Annotated in this window: 1 protein-coding gene; it reads left to right on the top strand. The window is 64.9% G+C overall.

The features are described from left to right. Window positions 1-225: lyase family protein (locus tag ABFP37_RS22620; protein ID WP_347035050.1), on the top strand; the 225-nt coding region annotated here is incomplete at both ends.

The following is a 225-nucleotide window of genomic DNA, read 5'->3' as shown; positions in this document are numbered from 1 at the left end:
GGCACCATCTTCGCCGCCCGCGAGCTGCTCTCCGCCCTGGCCGAACTCGAAGAAGCGTTCGCCGAAAAAGCCCTGGAATTCCGCACCGTGGTCAAAATGGGCCGCACCCAGCTCCAGGACGCCGTGCCCATGACCCTGGGCCAGGAATTCGGCACCTACGCCATCACCATCGGCGAAGACCGCCTCCGCCTCGCCGAAGCGGACCTGCTGATCCACGAAATCAAC

The organism is Burkholderia sp. RS01 (assembly GCF_039748055.1).
In the GTDB taxonomy this organism is placed as follows: Bacteria; Actinomycetota; Actinomycetes; order Actinomycetales; family Micrococcaceae; genus Arthrobacter.
Note: the sequence above shows the minus strand (reverse complement) of the source record. Positions and strands in the feature narration are given on the sequence as shown.